At 66.6% G+C, this 13,298-nt stretch carries 14 protein-coding genes; all 14 read right to left on the reverse strand.

Annotated features, from left to right (window positions below; translation table 11 throughout):
- Window positions 1-120: 120 nt before the first annotated feature.
- Entirely contained in the window at window positions 121-519 is a 399-nt protein-coding gene (locus H5T74_01815) for a roadblock/LC7 domain-containing protein (GenBank protein MBC7229113.1), read from the reverse strand.
- 62 nt (window positions 520-581) lie between these two features.
- Complete coding sequence (locus tag H5T74_01820; protein ID MBC7229114.1) at window positions 582-932, reverse strand: roadblock/LC7 domain-containing protein; 351 nt, start codon at window positions 930-932, stop codon at window positions 582-584.
- Between the two features lie 88 nt (window positions 933-1,020).
- Entirely contained in the window at window positions 1,021-1,374 is a 354-nt protein-coding gene (locus tag H5T74_01825; GenBank protein MBC7229115.1) for a roadblock/LC7 domain-containing protein, read from the reverse strand.
- A gap of 426 nt (window positions 1,375-1,800) precedes the next feature.
- Window positions 1,801-2,091 (reverse strand): ferredoxin family protein, encoded by a 291-nt coding sequence (locus H5T74_01830; GenBank protein ID MBC7229116.1) that lies wholly within the window; start codon window positions 2,089-2,091, stop codon window positions 1,801-1,803.
- Window positions 2,092-2,112: 21 nt separating this feature from the next.
- Window positions 2,113-3,432, reverse strand: a complete 1,320-nt coding sequence (locus H5T74_01835) for a nickel-dependent hydrogenase large subunit (GenBank protein ID MBC7229117.1) — start codon at window positions 3,430-3,432, stop codon at window positions 2,113-2,115.
- Window positions 3,433-3,525: 93 nt separating this feature from the next.
- Entirely contained in the window at window positions 3,526-4,434 is a 909-nt protein-coding gene (locus H5T74_01840; protein ID MBC7229118.1) for a hypothetical protein, read from the reverse strand.
- A 3-nt stretch (window positions 4,435-4,437) separates the two neighbouring features.
- A complete protein-coding gene (locus H5T74_01845) occupies window positions 4,438-4,926 on the reverse strand; it encodes a hypothetical protein (protein ID MBC7229119.1) in 489 nt (162 codons plus the stop codon).
- Between the two features lie 387 nt (window positions 4,927-5,313).
- Entirely contained in the window at window positions 5,314-6,273 is a 960-nt protein-coding gene (gene mltG, locus H5T74_01850; protein ID MBC7229120.1) for an endolytic transglycosylase MltG, read from the reverse strand.
- 43 nt (window positions 6,274-6,316) lie between these two features.
- Window positions 6,317-6,769 carry a Holliday junction resolvase RuvX gene (gene ruvX, locus H5T74_01855; GenBank protein ID MBC7229121.1) on the reverse strand — a complete coding sequence of 151 codons (453 nt, stop codon included), beginning with the start codon at window positions 6,767-6,769 and terminating at the stop codon, window positions 6,317-6,319.
- Between the two features lies 1 nt (window position 6,770).
- Entirely contained in the window at window positions 6,771-9,413 is a 2,643-nt protein-coding gene (gene alaS, locus H5T74_01860; GenBank protein MBC7229122.1) for an alanine--tRNA ligase, read from the reverse strand.
- Between the two features lie 272 nt (window positions 9,414-9,685).
- The gene (locus H5T74_01865) at window positions 9,686-10,072 is read right to left on the reverse strand and encodes a DUF948 domain-containing protein (GenBank protein MBC7229123.1); all 387 of its coding nucleotides are present in this window, start codon (window positions 10,070-10,072) and stop codon (window positions 9,686-9,688) included.
- Window position 10,073: 1 nt separating this feature from the next.
- Window positions 10,074-10,472, reverse strand: coding sequence for a Fe-S cluster assembly scaffold protein NifU (gene nifU / locus H5T74_01870; GenBank protein ID MBC7229124.1), 399 nt, complete (start codon window positions 10,470-10,472; stop codon window positions 10,074-10,076).
- A 151-nt stretch (window positions 10,473-10,623) separates the two neighbouring features.
- Complete coding sequence (locus tag H5T74_01875) at window positions 10,624-12,042, reverse strand: replication-associated recombination protein A (protein MBC7229125.1); 1,419 nt, start codon at window positions 12,040-12,042, stop codon at window positions 10,624-10,626.
- Window positions 12,043-12,687: 645 nt separating this feature from the next.
- Entirely contained in the window at window positions 12,688-13,296 is a 609-nt protein-coding gene (locus tag H5T74_01880; protein MBC7229126.1) for an acetate uptake transporter, read from the reverse strand.
- Between the last annotated feature and the right edge of the window lie 2 nt (window positions 13,297-13,298).

Here is a 13,298-nt window from a genome sequence, read left to right on the forward strand (position 1 = left end):
AATATATATATTTCGTTAACCGCGCCGTTTTTGATTACCTTACTGTCCGGTGCCGCCGCCGCCCGTCCCCCGAGCGCCGGAGGACAACGTACGCCGGCCTCCAGAGCCTGCGCCCACGTGTTATTCATACTCTATACGGAACTCCGACTTGATGATCTCGGCGATCTTCTTCGCCGCTCCCTTCACGTCGTACAGAACCAGCCCTAGCTTGCTCCCCTTGCGCACCAGGGCCGTGAGCACCGCATCCTCTCCCGCCGCCATGAGGAATACGTATCCGGAGTTGCCTTCCACGAAGACCTGGGCCAGCTCGCCCCTTCCCAGTTCCTCCGACGTCCTCTCCCCGAGGCTCAGGAGGGCGGCCGACATGGCGCCAAGCCTGTCCTCCTCCAGGGTGTTGGGTAGCACCGAGGCCATGACCAGGCCGTCCATGCTCACCACCGCCGCCGCGTCCACCTCCGCCGACCTGGAGACCAGCTCGTTCAGGGCGTTGCGAAGTCTCTCCTCCCTGGATTCCGCCAAGTATCAGACCTCCTAACCGAGTATCCGAAGTGACCGTTGACTCAGACTCACCCTCGCCTTCCCTATTCGAAAAGCCTGGCCAGCTCCTCGGCGGTGCGCTTGCCCTCCATGAACACCACCCCCATCTTGGCCTCCGGCTTCACCAGCAGCGAGAGCAGGGCGTCCGGGCCGCACTGCACCAGCAGCAGGTATCCCTGGTCTCCCTTGATGTATACCTGTTCCAGGTTGCCCCGCTTGAGGTCGCGGGCCGCCCTTTCCCCCATGCTGAGCACCGAGGCCGAGAGGGCGCCGATCATCTCCTCGTCGGCCTCGTCGGAGATATCCGACGCCAGCGCCATGGCATCGGAGCTTATCAACACCGCGGCCTCTATCTCCTGCAGATTCGATCTCAGGTTCCTGAGGACGGCGTTCATCCTCTCGATTCTTTCCGAAGCCACCCTTACCTCCTGTAAGAACGCCCGCGTGCCGGCGCGGTCAGCGCCGGGCTGACCCGCCCCATACTCACAGCGCGGCCTCTATGGCCGGGAGGTATTTACGGATATCGTACCTGGCCTTTCCCAGGTTGGCCCCCGCCGGCAGGATGGAGACCAGTATGGCGTCCGCGCCCACGGCGCTCATCAGTATGGCCCCCTTCTCGAACTCGAACATCGCCTGCGCCATGGGGCCTTGGGCGAGCTCCAGGCCGATCACCTCGGCCGCGCCAAGTGAGCTGGGAGCGATGGCCCCCACGGCCTCGAGCTGGCTGGCGTCCTCGCCGGCGGTCTCGATGATGAACCCGTCCCTCCCGACCACCAGCGCGGCGCGCACGGTGCCGGTCGCCACCAGTTCCTCCAGGACCTTCCTCAGATCGGGCAAACCACACCACCTCCTGCCCCGGGGAGAAATGCTCGTTCTCCTACCTCTTTCATCGCCCGTTCCTCATCGACGATACCGTTCCCATTCCGCCTCCATTCGGCGCGCCGCAGATACCGCCATCCCCGGACGGTTGGACTCCTGTCCCCCGCGCCGCTCTAATGCATACATATCGTCATTTCGAGTATTTACTTGACCCGCGGCGAGGCCTTCATGCGTGGGCATACCGGGTCTCGACTCAGGCTCCGCACCTCAGGCCGGGATAACCCCGCCTCCCCCATACAGGGTGGGGCGAACCTCCCACCCCATATTACAGGTTAACGCCTTTCCTTTTCCATGCAGGCGCGAGGCTCCCGCTCCCATCCGGCTTCCGGCCACGGAGCGCCGTCCCTCCTCGCCGCCCCGGTATGCGGCGGGAGCCGCGGCGCCCTAGAAGATGGCCCTGCATTTCATCTCCGCCCGGGGATCGCCGTCCGGCCGCCGCGACCCGTCATCCTCCACCTCCACGGTGATGGCCCGGGCGCGGCAGCCCAGCTCGCAGCTCAGGCACCTTATGCAGCTCTCGGGATTGGCCACCTGGGGCATTCCCTCCTCACCCCACTCATAGACGGGATACTGCGCTCCCCGCGTCTGAGGGCAAATCTCCATGCACTCACGGCAGGCCACGCACCTCTCTTCGTCCACGCGGATATGCGAGGCCGTAAGGTCCTTATCTTCCATCTCATACCTCCGGACACGATCCTAGTGCAGGGCACAGGGGATGCAGGGGGCGAAGGAGCGCGCCGCCGTTTCCAGCAGCACCGCGGCCCGCCTGTCCCCCTCCGGTCCCTCCCCCGCGGAACGGGCTCCCGCCAGCAGGCACCGCTCCAGAGCTCCGACGTTGAACTGCAGGGGGGCGGTGATGGAAAGGGTCTTTACCGTCCCCTCGGCGTCCAGCTCCAAACCGTAGACCAGCATCCCCTCCGGGGCCTCCACCGCCCCCGTCCCCGCGCCCCCGCCCGGGGACGCCGTGGCCCTCGATCCCTCGCCGGGAGATGCCCGCAGGAGCCGCGTGATCATCTCCCAGGCGTGGATCATCTCCAGTATCCTGGCGGCATGGGCGAGCATGCTGCGCCGGAAGGGAAATCCCCACTGCGTCTTGAGCTCCTCGAGTTCGGCGTCAGCCAGCTCGCTTCCGTACCCGCCGTACACGTTCACGCGGGCGAGGGGGCCCACGCGCACACTGCCCACCTCCCTGATCTCCGCCACCCGGATATGTGAGTGAGGGCTGTTCCGCTCCTCGATGCTCGCCTGCAACTCCTCGAGCGAGAGGTTGGCGCGCTCCCCCGCCCCCTCTTCGAAAAGGACCGCCCTGCCGCCCAGCAGCCCCATCTCCCCTTCCGAGCGCAGGGCGAGGCACGGCGACGTCTCCTCTCCTAGGGATTCCACAACCTCCTCGTTACGGCGCAGGAGGAGCTTGATCAGCCGAGCCGTCTCCACCAGCAGCGACCTGGCCTCGCCCAGTTTCTCCGCCAGCCGACTTCTCCTCTCCTCTCCCATGGGTCTGACCACTCCTCCGGGCAGCACGTTCACGGCATGCACCGCCCTGCCCCCCGCCTCGCGGAGCACCAGCGTGCCCAAAGACTTGAGGGCCATGAACCTGCGCACCACCTCCTCGTCCACGCGGTGGATGCTTATGATGTTGCGCAGGCCGGGGTCGGAGGACGGCAGCAGCAGGTCGGGCAGGCTGTGCACGGTCAGGGATACCGCGTGGCGCTCCAGCAACTGTCCCCACATGCACAGCTCGCGCAGGAGTCCCGCCGCCGCTGGTACCTCGATGCCCAGTGCCGCCTCCACCGCCCTGGCCGCCGCCACCTGATGAAAAACGGAGTCCCCTCCGCAGATCCGCGACACCAGGGTCACAAGGTTGTCCACGTGGGAGCCCCTCGCGAAGAGGTCGAATCCCCGGTAGCCGAAGGCCTGCAGCCGCGCCTCTCCTGGACTGCCCCCCTCGTCCCTCACCAGCCTTATGGAGGCGTTGCCGCTGATCCTGGTCACCGGATCTATCACCAGGTCCGCCATATGTCACCCTTCCCGGATCGCGGCGCCCGGACGCCCTCGCCCGACATCCTCTCCACGCCGCCAATTCGATCCTTCATGACGTCCTCGCTCCCGCTAGCGCCTTCCCTCCCCGCCCAGGCGTCGCAGCAGGGTGGCCGTGCCTCCCGGACGCCGCCTGCGCAGGAGCGGCTCGGCAAGGCAGTACCTGAAAAAGCTGTGCGCGGTATCCTTTATCTCCCTTTCCAGCACCTCTTTCCGCTCCCCCGTCGCCCTCTCCATCCTCCGCAAGGTCTCCCCCTTAAGGTCCTGAAAGGGCGGGAGCAGCGCCTCGTCACAGGGACCCCTGCACCCTCCGCAGGGGACGCCGTAGGAACTGGGACAGAGCGCATTGCACCCGTCCCTGGTCAGGGGGCCCATGCAGATGAAGCCCTGCTCCAGAAGGCATTTGCCGGCCTCGGGCACCGAGGAGAGCAGCCTGCGGAGCCCCTCCCGCGTCCGCGGCGGCGAGGTCACCCCGCATTCGGAACACACCGTCGCTCCCAGGCGCGACGGAAGGGTTCCCGAGAGAGCCAGTTTTAAAAAGCCCTGCAAGAGATCCTCCGGGGGAGGGCACCCAGGCAGGAAGGCGTCCACGCTCACGTAGGCGTCCACGGGCAGGAGGCGCTTCACCCCCTGCGGCGCACCCTCGATAACCGCCCCCTCCCCGTATCGCATCCGCATCATCCTCTCCTCTGTCAGGAGGTCCGCCAGCCCCGGCACCCCGCCGAAACAGGCGCAGGTCCCCAGGGCTACCAGCTTATCCGCTTTCTGTCTCGCTTCCCTCAGCCTGCGGAAATCGTCTCCGTGCCTCACCGTTCCCTCCAGCAGCAGCAGGTCCACCTCCGGGAGCTCCTTCTGGTCGAGCAGGAAGGGGGCGTAGGGGATGGCGTTCTCGCCGATGAAGGTGTAAAAATATTCCTCCATGCTGAGGAGGACGTACTGGCACCCCAGGCAGGAACTCAGGGAAAGCACCGCAACCCGCATCTGTCACTCCAGCGTCGTCTTGAGCATCACCAGGCAGGAGGCCGGACCCGCGTGCTCGGTGCGCAGGTCCACCCTGCGCCCGAAAACGCTCTCCAACATGCCCGCGGCGTAGCCGTGCATGGTCTGGCAGGCGACCCCTCCCAGCGCCACTCCTGCTCCCAGGCAGGCGGTCCTGATGGGACAGCGCTCGAAGAGTAGGCGGATGAACATCTCCTCCACCTCGTATACCCAGAAATCGTCATCTTCCTTGTTCTTCCAAAGAGAGACCTTCCACACCTCGGGTGAGCCCCGGAAGACCCATTTCAGCGCCTTCTCTATGTCGTCGGTGGCGTCGTAGGCGGAGGCCTCACGCTTCCCCAGGTCCTTGCCGGCGAAGTACATGAGCTGGGGGGTGGACCTCCCGGTGACCTCTCCCCCCGCTTGGTCGAAAACGGCCAGGGCCTCGGAAAGGGCGCGCAGGCGGTCCAGCAAGACCTCCGTTTCCTCCAGCATCTTCCACCTTTCGGGATCGAAGCCCTCTCGGGCCACATCTCGCTCACTCCGGCCGCCGCCCTGGCTCCGGAGGCGGGTTCCGCCGTAACGCGCCCCGGCCACCCGGCCGGGAGTCGCCACGCCGGTCTTTCCTCTCTACCCTTTTGCTCCCTAGATGTCTTCGGCTGATTCCAATTAAACATGAACCGCTTTCTCGCCGCCAGTGGGGCCAGGACTCGGCCCCGCTCCCCGCTCCCCCAGCCCGGCAAGCGGACCCCAAGAGGTCCTCTCGGTCTCCCTGGACCTCTTCCTTCACGCGCAGGAACTCGTCGTAGTCGGCGGTGAAGAAGTGGCCGCCGTCGCCCGCTGCCGCGCAAGTGACCGGCAAGCGGACCCCAAGAGGTCCCCTCAGTCTCCCTGGACCTCTTCCTTCACGCGCAGGAACTCGTCGTAGTCGGCGGTGAAGAAGTGGCCGCCGTCGCCCGTGGCCACGTAGTAGAGGTAATCCACCCCGGCCGGATCCAGGGCTGCCTTGATGCTGGAAAGGCCTGGGCTGCAGATGGGAGCGGGGGGAAGCCCCTTGTGGAGGTAGGTGTTGTAGGGCGAGTTGACCTTGAGGTCCTCGTAGGTGAGGACTTCCTTCCATTGCGGGAGCGCGTACTGCACGGTGGCGTCGATCTGGAGAGGCATATCCCTGCGCAGGCGGTTGTACACCACCGCCGCGACCAGCGGCCTCTCCGCGTCCAGCACCACCTCGCGCTCGATGAGCGAGGCCACGATGACCGCCTGGTAGGGGGTGATGCCCAGCTCTCGCGCCCTGTCCCAGTCGAGGCCGGCGGTCTCCGCCCTGAACTGCGCCAGCAGGGTCTCGATGACCTCCCGGGGCGAGGCGTCGGCGGCGAGGTCATAGGTCTTGGGGAAGAGAAAGCCCTCCAGGTTGTCCTCGTTCTCCGGCGGCAGCAAGGGGACCTCGAACCCCCCTTCCGCGGCGGCGCGCAGGAAATCCTCCGCGCTCACCCCCAGTGCCTCCGCCACCCTGGCGGCGGTCTGGTCCACAGTGAGGCCTTCGGGGATGGTCAGGCGCACCTGGTACTGCGGTCCCGCCTCGAGCATGGCGAACACATCTCCGTAACGCATGCCCGTGAAGAAGGTATAACGGCCCGGCTTGAACCTCGCCTGCCGGCCCTGCATCCAGGCCAAGAGGCGGAAGATGGTGGCCGAGGTGACCACCTTCTCCTGGTGCAGCTTCTCGGCGATGCGCGCGGCCGTATCCCCTTCCTCGACGGTTATCTTCACCGGCGTATCGCCACGAGTGGGAAAGAAGTAGTGGTCCGCCAGCAGACCCGCCAGGATCGCCAGCGCCGCCACGGCGCATATCGATGCTATGAGCGCTTTCCTCTTTATCCCAGGCCTATTCCGCGGACTTCTGCGTGCCTTTTTCGTCTCCCGCAATATCCTCTCCCGCCTTAGATGAGCGCTCCCGCTCCAGGAATGCCTGGAGGATCACCGCGGCGGCCTCGGCATCCGCGCCGCCGCGCGACCGCTTCCCCGCCTCGCTCAGCCTCCGCCTGGCCTCCACGGTGCTGAGGCGCTCGTCCCAGAGCACCACCCGGATCCCCCTCGCCTCCGCCAGCTCCCGTGCGTAGCGGCGCGTCTCCCGCGCCTGTTCGCCCTCGCGGCCGGAGAGGGTCAGGGGCAGCCCCACCACCACCGTGTCTATCCCCTCGCTCTCCGCCTTCTCCTCCACGTAACGGCGCAGGGCCTCCGGATCAAGGTCGCGCAACACCTCCAGCGGCGAAGCGCTCATCCCCAGGGGGTCGGAGATGGAGACCCCGATCCGGCGCCGGCCGATATCCAAGCCCATGCTACGCATCTCGTCCCTCGGGAGCAGACTTCATCTCCTCCACGAAGAGCGCCAGCGCTTCCTCCACGCCCTCCGGCCGTCCCCCTCCGCCCACGGCCATGTCCGCCCTGCCGCCGCCCCCGCCGCCCAGGAGGCGCCCGCATTTCCGCACCACTTGCACGGCGTCCAGTCCCGCCTCCAGGGCGTCCTTTCCCAGCGCTACCACCAGGTTGGCCTTGCCCTCTCTGACCGTGGCTACGCCCACCGCCGCCGCTCCGCGGTCGGAAAGGGCGCGCTCCGCGAGCTCCCGCAGCTCCTGGGGCGTCAGGTCGGGCACGCAGGCCGAGAGCACCATCCCCAGGGGGACCTTTTCCTCCCGCCACTCCACGCCCTCCTTGGCCAGGGCGGAGAGCTCCCCGCGCTCGCGCTTCCTGAGCTCCCCCTCCAGCTCCTTGACGCGCTGCTGCAACCTGGCCACGCGTTCGGGTATTCTCCCCGCGTCCGTCTTCAGGGCCACGGCGACCTCCTCCAGCATCTCCCGGCGCTCCCGGAAGAGGCGGTACGCCTCCATGCCCGTTACCGCCTCCAGACGGCGCATGTTGGCGCCGATGCCGCTCTCCGCCGTGAGCACCAGCAGCCCGATCTCCCCCGTCCTCCCCACGTGGGTCCCGCCGCACAGCTCCCGGCTGATCTCGTCCACCTCCACTACCCGCACGTGCTCCTGGTATTTCTCTCCAAAGAGAGCGATGGCGTTGATGCTGGTGGCGTACTCGTAGGTGGTGACGTATGCGCGGACGGGGAGGTCCTCCAGTATCTTGCGGTTGGCCAGCTCCTCCACCCGCGCCAGTTCCTCGCGCGACAGGGGGCCGAAGTGGGTGAAGTCGAAACGCAGCCGCCTCGGCTCCACCAGGGAGCCCGCCTGCTTGGCATGTTCTCCCAGCACCTGCCGCAGCGACCAGTGCAGGATGTGGGTGGCGGTGTGGTTCCTGCGAATGGCGTTTCGCCTCTCCACGTCGATGCGCGCCTCCACCTCGTCGCCTGCGCGCAGGACCCCCCGCGCCACGCGGCAGTGATGGGACACCAACCCCGGCGCCGGCCTGCGGGTGTCCGTGACCTCGGCCTCGCCCGCCCCGGAAGAGATGGTGCCGGTGTCGCCCACCTGTCCCCCCATCTCCCCGTAGAAGGGGGTGCGGTCCAGGATGACCTCCACCTCCTCGCCCTCGCCGGCCTCGGGTACCACCCGGCCCCCCTTCACCAGGGCCAACACCCGGGCCCTCTCCTCCGTCCTCTCGTATCCCGTGAACAGGCTCTGGCCGTAGTTGTCCAGCACCTCGTTATAGACCTCCGGCACCGCGGCGGCGTAGCCCTCCTCCACGCGCGCCGCCCGCGCCCGCCGGCGCTGCTCCTCCATGAGGGCCTCGAAACCCCCCTCGTCCAGGGAAAGACCCTTTTCGCGCGCCAGCTCGCGCGTGAGCTCGAGGGGGAACCCCAGGGTGTCGTGGAGGTGAAACACCACTTCTCCCGGGATCTCCTTCTCTTTGCCGTCCGAAATCCCCGCCACCGCCTCCTCGAAATAGGCCAGGCCGCTGCGCAGGGTCTGGGAAAAGCGCTCCTCCTCGCTGCGCACGATGGCGGTGATGAAGGCCGCGTTCTGCTTGAGCTCCGGATAGGCGCCGCCCATGGTCTCGATGACCACCTCCGCCATGCGCGGGAGGAAGAGGTCCTCGATGCCCAGCAACCTGCCGTGGCGCACCGCCCTGCGGATGATCCTCCTCAGGATGTAGCCCCGGTCCTCGTTGGAGGGCAGGACCCCGTCTCCCACCAGGAAGGTCATGGCGCGGGAGTGGTCGGCCACGATCTTCAGGGAAATGTCCTTCTCGCCGCCGCGGGCGACCCCGCTCAGGTCGGCCGCCGCCTCCAGCACCGCCGCCAGGGTATCGGTCTCGAAGTTGTTCGCCACCCCCTGCATGACCGAGGCCAGTCGCTCCAGACCCAGGCCGGTGTCGATGTTCTTGGCGGGCAGGGGATGCAGGTTCCCGTCCGCGTCGCGGTCGAACTGCATGAAGACCAGGTTCCAGAGCTCCAGGAAGCGGTCGCAGTCACACCCCGGACGGCAGTCCGCGTTCCCGCAGCCGTGATCCTCCCCCTGGTCATAGAGCACCTCAGAGCAGGGGCCACAGGGACCGGTGGTGCCCATGTCCCAAAAATTGTCCTCCGCCCCCAGACGCACCAGGCGCTCCGGGGGGACTCCTACCACATCCTTCCAGATGTCGTAGGCCTCGTCGTCCTCCTCGTACACGGAGCAGTACATGCGCCCCGGGTCCAGCCCCATCTCGGCGGTGAGGAACTCCCATGCCCAGGGTATGGCCTTTTCCTTGTAGTAATCGCCGAAGCTGAAGTTCCCCAGCATCTCGAAGAAGGTGAGGTGACGCGCGGTATGACCCACCTTCTCTATGTCCGTGGTGCGCACGCACTTCTGGCAGGTGGTGGCGCGGGTGAACTCCGGACGTGCGCTTCCCAGGAAGTACGGTTTGAACTGCACCATCCCGGCGTTGGTGAGCAGCAGGGTGGGGTCGTCGGGCACCAGGGAAGAGCTCTTCACCACCCGGTGGTCCCTCGCCTGGAAGAACTCCAGGAACCTCTTCCTTATCTCCTCGCTCCTCAAGTCGTACCCCTTCCTCGTCAGGTCCCGCCCCGCCCTTGGACGCCAGGGCGTCCACTCGGGCTGCCCGAAGGCCTTGGGAGGCCTACGCGGCGCCTCGAAGCGGCCTTTTCGCCGCCCGGCGCGGCGGGCATGCCGTACGGGCAAGACACGTCACGCCTTGCGTTATAGGATATATGCCGGCGCGGTGGCTTTCCAGCTCTCGCGCCGCGGGGGGAGGTCCCATGCCGGAGACGATTCAGCCTGCCGGGATGGGCGGGTGCATCCCCGACCCCTTACCCGTCCTCTTCCGCCGGGGTCCGGGATTCCACTCCGTCCCCGTCCTCGGGCCTCGCGAAGGCCCTCCTGGCGCCCATCCCCAGCGTCAACACCTTCACCAGGGGGGAGCTGAAGATCGACTGCGCCGCCCTGGTCATGGAATCGGCCCGCTCCGCCAGCCTCTGCACAGCAGCCAGGAGACCGTCCACGTAGCCCATCTCCGTGTTCACGTGGTCCATGGTGGTCTGCAGTTTTCCCATGAGGGGAATGACCTGCCTGCGGATGTCGTCCAGCATGCGGTTGGTGATGCTCATGGTGCGGGCCAGCTTGAAGGTAACCAGGGCGGCCGCGATCATGAACAGGCCGAAGGAGATGGCGCAGACCAGGGCCGCCACGCCGCCCAATTCAGACTGCCTCCCCGGACGTACCGGTGCCCCCGGCGCGCCGGGAGAGATAATCCTCTATGGCCGCCCGAATGCCGTCCGCCGCGAGGTTGGAGCAGTGCATCTTCTCCTCCGGCAGCCCGTCCAGTGCCTCCGCCACCTGCTGGTCGGTTATGCGCATGGCCTCCTCGATGGTCTTTCCCTTCACCATCTCCGTGCCCATACTGCCGGAGGCCACCGCCGCTCCGCATCCGAAGGTCTTGTACTTCACGTCCACCAGGCGGCCGTCCTCGACCTTTATATATACCTCCATCATGTCCCCGCATACCGGGCTTCCCACCTTGCCCACGCCGTCGCAGTCCGGTATCTCGCCCACGTTGCGGGGATTCTGAAAGTGCTCGATGACCTTGTCGCTGTACATGCCTTTTCTCCTGTTTATGCAGGTAATTTCGACGTTCCCGAGCATAGCACCCGCTCTTTCAGGGTGTCAACAAAGGCCCCCGTGGCGCAGGGCGTGCGGGTGGGGCAACCCCGGTCCCGGGGCCGGCGGCGGCAACCCGGGAGGTACACCCTCATCTCCCTGTTGGGCCCCCCTGGCGTCCCTCCCCGTCCCGGGAACCGCTCCCGGTCCCGCCGCGCTCATCGCCTCCGGATCCGCGGCGCCCTCCTTCCGTAGCTCCCCGGAGGCGCTCCATCCATCCCTCGGCCAGCTCGGCCTCCTCTCCCTCGCCGCCCGGCTCGTAGTATCTCCTGCCCTCCATGCCCCGCGGGAGGTATTCCTGCTCCACATAATGGCGGGGGAAGTGGTGCGGGTATAGATATCCGACTCCGTGCCCGAGCTCCGCCGCCCCCCGGTAATGCGCGTCCCTGAGATGGGGGGGCACAGGAGCTGCGGCCCCCTCCTCCACTTCACGAGAGGCCGCCGCTATGGCCCGGGTGGCGGAATTGCTCTTGGGAGCGAGGGCAAGGTAAAGGGCCGCATGGGCCAGGTTGAGACCGCATTCCGGCATGCCCACGTATTCCACCGCCCGCGCCGCGGCATCGGCGACCACCAGGGCGCGGCTGTCCGCCAGCCCCACGTCCTCGCTGGCGAAGATGACCATGCGCCGGGCGATGAAACGCGGGTCCTCTCCCGCCTTGAGCATGCGGGCCAGCCAGTAGACCGCAGCATGGGGATCGGAGCCGCGCATGGACTTGATGAACGCCGATATGGTGTCGTAATGGGAATCTCCCCATTTGTCGTAGAGCAGCGCCCTGCGCTGCGCCGCCTCCTCCGCCACCGCCAGGTCCACGTGCCGCCTCCCCCCTTTCTCCGAGGCCAGGAGCGCGGCTGCCTCCAGGGTGTTGAGGGCGGACCTGGCATCGCCCCCCGCCGTGCGCACGATATGCTCCAGGGCCTCCTCGTCCACCGCCAGTCCCGCGGACCCGAGTCCCCTCTCGGCGTCGGTTAGAGCCCTCTCCACCACCGTCCTTATCTCCTCCTCACTCAAGGGCTCGAGTCGGAAGATCTTGGAACGCGAGACCAAGGCCGAGTTCACCTCGAAGTAGGGGTTCTCGGTGGTGGCTCCGATGAGCACCACGGTCCCCTGTTCCACCGCCGGAAGCAGGGCATCCTGCTGCGCCTTGTTGAAGCGGTGGATCTCGTCGATGAAGAGGATGGTCCTGGCGCCCTCCATGGCCAGCCTGTCCTCCGCCTCCCTGATCAGCGCGCGCACTTCCGCCACCCCGCTGGTGACCGCCGAGAGCTGCCGAAAGTGAGCTCGGGTGAGGTTGGCGATGATGGCCGCCAGGGTGGTCTTGCCCGAGCCCGGGGGACCCCAGAAGATGGCGGTCTGGAGGCGGTCCTCCTCGATGGCCCTCCTGAGGTAGGTGCCCTCTCCCACCACCTTCTCCTGTCCCACGAACTCCTCCAGGGTCCGCGGGCGCATACGCGTGGCCAGGGGGGCCTGCTCCCTTCCCAGTTCCTCCCTGCGGTATGTGAAGAGGTCCATGTCCGTCCCTTCCCCGGAGCCTCCGCCGGCGAAGCCATCCTCCTGCCTCAAGGCCATTATAAACGCGCGGCTGGACATCGGCTCACGGAAAAGCCGCCGCCCTCCACGCGGGGTCCGAAGATGATCGCGGGGAGGGTGGGAAAGCGGCCGTGGAGGACGGGCCGCGGAGTCATTAAAAAGGATGGGCTCCACCCTGCCGTCCCCACCGCTATCTATGAACCTGCGCCCTCGCAGGTGGGCACCTACCTCGGGTCTCCGCAGTCCCCTACCCGGGATCGGGGCATTGCGTCCTCCCTCGGAAAGCGGCTCCCTCGATCGAAGTGTTGGCTCAACGATAACGCACGGCTTCGACGCACAGGGTCGGGCCCAATTTTCCTCTCCTGGCCTTTATGCTACCACAACCGCCCGCCGCGTTCACTGACGCGGACACATCTTCCCCGCCCCCGCGGGCAGGGCGGAAGAGAGGCGCTCTGACAACGCCCGGAGTGGGCGCGCTTTAAGGGTTTACGCCTCTCGTCCCGCGATGCCGTCGCAGACTCAGAGGTCCTCAGGGCGCTTGTAGCTCTCCTTCTCTCCCGCCGGCCAGATGGGAAAGAGGGTGCGGCCGTACATATCGTTTTCGCGACCCGCGTGGCCCGGGCGTCTTCAGAGGTCCTCAGGGCGCTTGTAGCTCTCCTTCTCTCCCACCGGCCAGATGGGAAAGAGGGTGCGGCCGTACATCTCGTTCAGCAGCTCCGCCACCGCCAGGTAGGCGGCCAGGGACCCGCAGACGATACCGATCACCCCCGCAACCTTCAGCAGACCGCCGTTGCCCCAGCCGAAGGAGATGGCCAGGAGGAAAAAGAGCACGATGAGGGTGGCGAATACCGCCTGGAGGACCCGGTTCACCTTGAAGGTGCCGATGAAAAGGAAGGTGGTGAACACGCCCCAGATGAAGAGGTACCAGGCCAGGCCCCGGTTGCTCGCCTCCAGTCCCAGCCGCTCCCCCAGGAAGGGTTTGCCGACGATGATGAAGACAAGGGTGAGCCAGAAGGACCCGTAGGCGATGAAGGCGGTGGTGCCGAAGGTGTTGCCCTTCTTGAACTCCATCACCCCGGCGATGATCTGGGCCAGTCCGCCCAGGAAGAGGCCCATGGCCAGTATGGATGCGTCCTGCTTGAAGAGGCCCGCGTTGTGCAGGTTCAGCAGGATGGTGGTGAGGCCGAAACAGGTCAGCCCCAGCACGGCCGGATTGGCGAGTTTTTCTTCTGTCATTG

Source organism: Actinomycetota bacterium, assembly GCA_014360645.1.
In the GTDB taxonomy this organism is placed as follows: domain Bacteria; phylum Actinomycetota; class Geothermincolia; order Geothermincolales; family RBG-13-55-18; genus Solincola_B.

Excerpts from the sequence above, each read along its gene's own strand:
- H5T74_01820 (MBC7229114.1), bottom strand. The coding sequence starts at position 932 with ATGAACGCCGTCCTCAGGAACCTGAGATCGAATCTGCAGGAGATAGAG.
- ruvX (MBC7229121.1), bottom strand. The coding sequence starts at position 6,769 with ATGGGCTTGGATATCGGCCGGCGCCGGATCGGGGTCTCCATCTCCGAC.
- H5T74_01875 (MBC7229125.1), bottom strand. The coding sequence starts at position 12,042 with ATGGACCTCTTCACATACCGCAGGGAGGAACTGGGAAGGGAGCAGGCC.
- H5T74_01840 (MBC7229118.1), bottom strand. The coding sequence starts at position 4,434 with ATGCGGGTTGCGGTGCTTTCCCTGAGTTCCTGCCTGGGGTGCCAGTAC.
- H5T74_01835 (MBC7229117.1), bottom strand. The coding sequence starts at position 3,432 with ATGGCGGACCTGGTGATAGATCCGGTGACCAGGATCAGCGGCAACGCC.
- H5T74_01880 (MBC7229126.1), bottom strand. The coding sequence starts at position 13,296 with ATGACAGAAGAAAAACTCGCCAATCCGGCCGTGCTGGGGCTGACCTGT.
- nifU (MBC7229124.1), bottom strand. The coding sequence starts at position 10,472 with ATGTACAGCGACAAGGTCATCGAGCACTTTCAGAATCCCCGCAACGTG.
- H5T74_01830 (MBC7229116.1), bottom strand. The coding sequence starts at position 2,091 with ATGGAAGATAAGGACCTTACGGCCTCGCATATCCGCGTGGACGAAGAG.
- H5T74_01845 (MBC7229119.1), bottom strand. The coding sequence starts at position 4,926 with ATGCTGGAGGAAACGGAGGTCTTGCTGGACCGCCTGCGCGCCCTTTCC.